At 62.0% G+C, this 4,587-nt stretch carries 6 protein-coding genes; 3 read left to right on the top strand and 3 right to left on the bottom strand.

The features are described 5' to 3' along the window. Positions 1–191: 191 nt before the first annotated feature. The 3 genes from ACIQ67_RS19825 to ACIQ67_RS19815 form a co-directional block, all read right to left on the bottom strand. Positions 192–1,256, bottom strand: coding sequence for a serine/threonine protein kinase (locus ACIQ67_RS19825; protein ID WP_397536096.1), 1,065 nt, complete (start codon positions 1,254–1,256; stop codon positions 192–194). 66 nt (positions 1,257–1,322) lie between these two features. Further along, the gene (locus ACIQ67_RS19820) at positions 1,323–2,177 is read right to left on the bottom strand and encodes a DUF2726 domain-containing protein (protein ID WP_397536095.1); all 855 of its coding nucleotides are present in this window, start codon (positions 2,175–2,177) and stop codon (positions 1,323–1,325) included. A 108-nt stretch (positions 2,178–2,285) separates the two neighbouring features. Next, positions 2,286–3,020, bottom strand: coding sequence for a GNAT family N-acetyltransferase (locus tag ACIQ67_RS19815; RefSeq protein ID WP_397536094.1), 735 nt, complete (start codon positions 3,018–3,020; stop codon positions 2,286–2,288). 260 nt (positions 3,021–3,280) lie between these two features. On the opposite strand from ACIQ67_RS19815, the gene rplM reads away from it, so the two are divergent. The 3 genes from rplM to erpA form a co-directional block, all read left to right on the top strand. Continuing rightward, the gene (gene rplM / locus ACIQ67_RS19810) at positions 3,281–3,709 is read left to right on the top strand and encodes a 50S ribosomal protein L13 (protein ID WP_397536093.1); all 429 of its coding nucleotides are present in this window, start codon (positions 3,281–3,283) and stop codon (positions 3,707–3,709) included. Positions 3,710–3,718: 9 nt separating this feature from the next. Beyond that, a complete protein-coding gene (rpsI, locus tag ACIQ67_RS19805; protein ID WP_397536092.1) occupies positions 3,719–4,111 on the top strand; it encodes a 30S ribosomal protein S9 in 393 nt (130 codons plus the stop codon). Between the two features lie 195 nt (positions 4,112–4,306). Then, positions 4,307–4,587 (top strand): iron-sulfur cluster insertion protein ErpA (erpA, locus tag ACIQ67_RS19800; protein ID WP_397536091.1); only part of this gene is annotated, 281 nt, incomplete at its 3' end.

The following is a 4,587-nucleotide window of genomic DNA, read 5'->3' as shown; positions in this document are numbered from 1 at the left end:
CCGAGCATGCGCTGGTGAAGAAGCTCGAGTCCAGCGCGCATTTCGACGATCTGGCGCAGGTGCTGTTCGATCAGGCGGTGCTGGCCGAAGGCGGTAGCCTGGAGGATCCGGCGGCCTACGTGAAACGTGTCAACGCGATGCTGCTCGGCTGATCGGGCCAGGGCTGCTGGGATGTTTGAGCGCTCAGGCGTTCAGGCATCCCAGAATTCATAGGGTTCTTCATCCGGCGGTGCGCTGCTGATGGCCGCCTGGGGCTGCATCGCCTCCAGCTGCTCGCGCAACTTGCTGACCTGGTCGTTCCAGTAGTTGGGCGTCCCGAACCAGGGGAAGGCCTGCGGAAATGCCGGGTCTCCCCAACGCTTGGCCAGCCAGGCGCTGTGGTGGATCATGCGCACCGTTCGCAGTGGTTCGATCAAGCGCAGCTCGCGGCGGTCGAACTCGGCCACCATCTCGTAGCCTTTCAGCACCGCGGACAACTGCTGCTGCGCTGTGAGCGGGTCGCCGGACAGCAGCATCCACAAGTCCTGCACCGCTGGACCATTGACGGCGTCGTCGAGGTCGACGAAGTGAGGGCCACGGTCCGGGGTCCACAGGATGTTGCCGGGGTGGCAATCCCCATGCAGGCGTAGCAGGCTCAAATCGGGAAACTCGTCGAAGGCGCGGGTGATCGCATCGATACATCGGCGCGCCTCTTCATCCCATGGGCCTCGAATCTCGGGCGGCAGGATGTCGTGGTCCAGCAGCCAGTCGCGTGCAGCGATGGCCGGCGCCGCGCTTGCCCAGCTGACGCGCTCAGTGAAGGCCTGCCGTGCGCCAATCGTGTGCAGACGTGCCAGAAGCCTGCCGATCCAGCTCAGAACTTCGGCATCCTCAAGCTCAGGCGCCCGGCCGCCTTGACGTGCCGCGACGGCAAAGCGCTGGCCTTGCATGTGGGCCAGCGTAGACGGGTTGCCGCTCAGCATGAGCGCTGCGGACTGGCTGTCGAGTGTCCAAGGCGGCGCGACCGGCACTTCGGCCTGCGCGAGCTCAAGCGCAAAGGCATGCTCTTCAAGGATCTGGGCATCGGTCCAGCGGCCCGGTCGGTAGAACTTTGCAACGGCAATGCGGCCGTCGTCCAGATGCACCTGCAGCACGCGGTTCTCGTAGGAGTTGAGCTGCAGCATGCGGCCGTCACAACGCAGCCCGGCCGCATCCAGCGCGTCCAGCATGAAGTCGGGTGTCAGGCTGGCAAAGCTGTCATCGGGGGTGGGGTTCATCGATCGCAATGGAGGAACGGCGCTGAACCCTGAGGTCCAGCGCCGTTGCGTGCTGGGCTGCTCAGTTTAGCGGCGGCCGTAGCGCGGGGAGTCGACCACGACGCCGACGATATCGTTGGGCGCTTCGTCCGGGTATTGCGAGTCGGCGCCGAGCGGCTCGGCAAAACTGCGACTGTGGCGAAACCCGGAGGGCATTTCTGAGCGAGTCGACATTCCTTCATTGCCGCCGGCACCCATGCTTTCGTAGCGACTGTCCGGAACGAAGAATGAGTCATGGAACACCGACGAGTCCTGCCACAGCGAGTCGCGGCCATTCCGGCGCGGTTGCCTCCCAACCAGGCCGGCTTGGCGAGAAGGTGTCATTGCCGGCGCGGGTGCCGGCTGTGGGCCACGCGAGGCACTGCTGCTGAAAGGAACCAGCAATTGCAGCTCAGCGGCGCTGGGTAGGTTGTCAATCGGGCAGCGCAGATAGCGCACCCGGCACGCAGCGAGCACCGACTGCTTGATCTGCAGGCTGCGGCCTGTCGAGTTTCGCTCAGTGTCCAGATCAATCACCGCCAGCACGCGACCGTTAGGGCTGCAGATTGCGAAGGTCACGTGAATGGAGCCCAGCAAGTCGAACCAGTAGCGCACCTGCTTGGCTTCCGTCGGCTGGCAAAAGCGCACCAGCGGCAGCTTTGAAAGGATGACGTGGTGGGGCAGTGCCTCGCGGAGCAGGCGGTAGACGCGCCGTTCGTCGGTGCTGAAGACCGGCCTGGCGCTGAGAGCCCATTCGCTAGGGAGCTGCTTCGCGTTACTGCTCGGACGGCGCCAAGCCCAGATGATTCCAATCACCAGCAGTCCGGCGCCGGATAGCAGCGCAATGACCCACGGAATGAGTGTTTGCATATCCCTCGTGGCCCGTTGTGGCGGAAATTGCACCCTTCATGAGGTGCTTATCCTTCGGAATGTAACGGAAACATGTGATAAGCGGGCATGGGGCAACCCCCGGGAACGCGGGTTGGCGACCCGGCCAGAAGGGCTAGTGGCTCACTCCTTGGCGGCCGTTCCAGTGTTGTCAAACTGGGCTCGAACCTCGCCGACGCCGTCAATGATGTCGCCGAGTACACGGATATGGCGCTTGAATTGGAAATCCAGCTCAGCGACATGGCGCTCGATAGCCTCTCCGACATGCGATGCGACGGTGTCGGGCAAAAGGCGCAGCCATGCTTCGGATTCGCTGCCGTCTCGCTCGACCACGGCGCCGGCTTTTCGCGCAATAGCCAGCATGGGCGCGTTCTCGCTCAGCGCATGGATGAACAAGGTGTCGATGCCGCGATTGCGGGCATGCAATGCCGCATGTTCGAACAGGCGCGCACCAAAGCCACGTCCGCGTGCCTTGTCCAGCACCGAGACACCAAACTCGGCCATGGCTGGCTTGCCAGGGATCTGTGGTGTCGGCGCGTATGCGAGGTGAGCCATGGCCACCAGTTCAAGGCGCCGGTTGAAGATGCCCAGCACCTCATCTCGGTCGAGGTCTAGGCCCATCGCGTACTTGCCAATCTGCTCGTCGGTTGCTGGGTAGCCAAAGCGCAAGTATCGATCCCGTGCGCTCAAGAGCAGCAGGTGTTGCTTGATGCGGCGGCGGTGGCGACGGGACAGCGAACGAATGGGCACCCAGGCTGCCCAGCGCTGCAAAGCTGCCACTGGATTCCATGGCTGAGGCGCCGCATCTGCAGACGCACTGTCTGGTGCGCTGGCTGGGCTTGGCGTCGTGCTCGTCATGGTGGACCTCATACGTGGTTTCCCTAATCCTACCCGGCCTTTCCCGCTCATGCGTGAATCTGGATTCGGCATTTTGGATTTGGACGTGCTTCTGCTACACTCACGGGCTCCCCATAAGTTGGCTGTGGGGAGGGGTGTTTTTTCGTCTCATGTGAGAGGTCGCCTGCATAAGCGACACCGAACGTGGCGGAGCCAAGCACTTGAACATCAGCCAAGAATCGCCCTGGGTCTGTTAGGCCAAGGGCACACGAAAGTTACTCATGAAGACCTTCAGCGCCAAGCCGGCCGAAGTGACGCACGAGTGGTTTGTGATTGACGCCACCGACAAGGTGCTCGGACGTGTTGCCAGCGAAGTGGCACTCCGTTTGCGCGGCAAGCACAAGGCCATTTACACGCCTCACGTCGACACCGGTGACTTCATCGTCATCATCAACGCAGACAAGCTGCGCGTCACGGGCAACAAGGCCAATGACAAGGTGTACTACCGTCACTCGGGCTTCCCGGGCGGTATCTACGCCACCAAGTTCAAGGACATGCAAGCCAAGCATCCGGGCCGTGCCCTGGAGAAGGCTGTGAAGGGCATGCTGCCCAAGGGTCCGTTGGGCTATGCCATGGTGAAGAAGCTGAAGGTCTATGCAGGTGGTACGCATCCGCACGCCGCCCAGCAGCCCAAGGCTCTGGAAATCTAAGGAGCGGTGATGATCGGAAACTGGAACTATGGTACCGGGCGCCGCAAGTCGTCGGTCGCACGTGTCTTCATCAAGAAGGGCACGGGCCAAATCATCGTCAATGGCAAGCCTGTCGAGCAGTATTTCGGCCGTCAGACTTCGATCATGATCGCCAAGCAGCCCCTGCTGCTGACGAACAATGGCGAAGCCTTCGACATCAAGGTGAACGTCCACGGTGGTGGTGAGTCGGGCCAGGCTGGCGCAGTGCGCCACGGCATCACTCGCGCGCTGATCGACTACGACGCGACGCTGAAGCCGGAACTGAGCCGTGCTGGCTTCGTGACGCGTGATGCGCGTGAAGTCGAACGTAAGAAGGTCGGTCTGCACGGCGCTCGTCGCCGGAAGCAGTTCAGCAAGCGCTGATCGATCTGCTGTCCCGGCGCACTTGTGCGGCGGGCTCAGGCAACAAGGCCGCTGCGAAGCGGCCTTGTTCATTTGTGGCGTGCCTAAATGCCCTGGCACTACGCAGGGGCAAGTCTTGGGATGGCATCATTCGGCCCAATACTTGACCGTATGGCTGGGAGATAATTCGCCAGCGTCAACACATTAGGAATCCGTATGAGCGCAGTTCTTGAATCCGCCGTGGCCGGTGCCTCCGACATGCCGGTGCCGCTGGTCTTTACCGACAGTGCCGCCGACAAAGTGCGAGACTTGGTTGCCGAGGAGGGCAATCCGGAGTTGAAGCTGCGCGTGTTTGTGCAGGGCGGCGGCTGCTCTGGGTTTCAGTATGGCTTCACCTTTGATGAGGCGGTGAATGAAGACGACACGCAGATGAACAAGAATGGCGTGACCCTGTTGATCGATGCGATGAGCCTTCAGTATCTGATGGGCGCTGAGAT

The organism is Roseateles sp. (genome assembly GCF_044373315.1).
In the GTDB taxonomy this organism is placed as follows: domain Bacteria; phylum Pseudomonadota; class Gammaproteobacteria; order Burkholderiales; family Burkholderiaceae_C; genus JACDQM01.
Note: the sequence above shows the minus strand (reverse complement) of the source record. Positions and strands in the feature narration are given on the sequence as shown.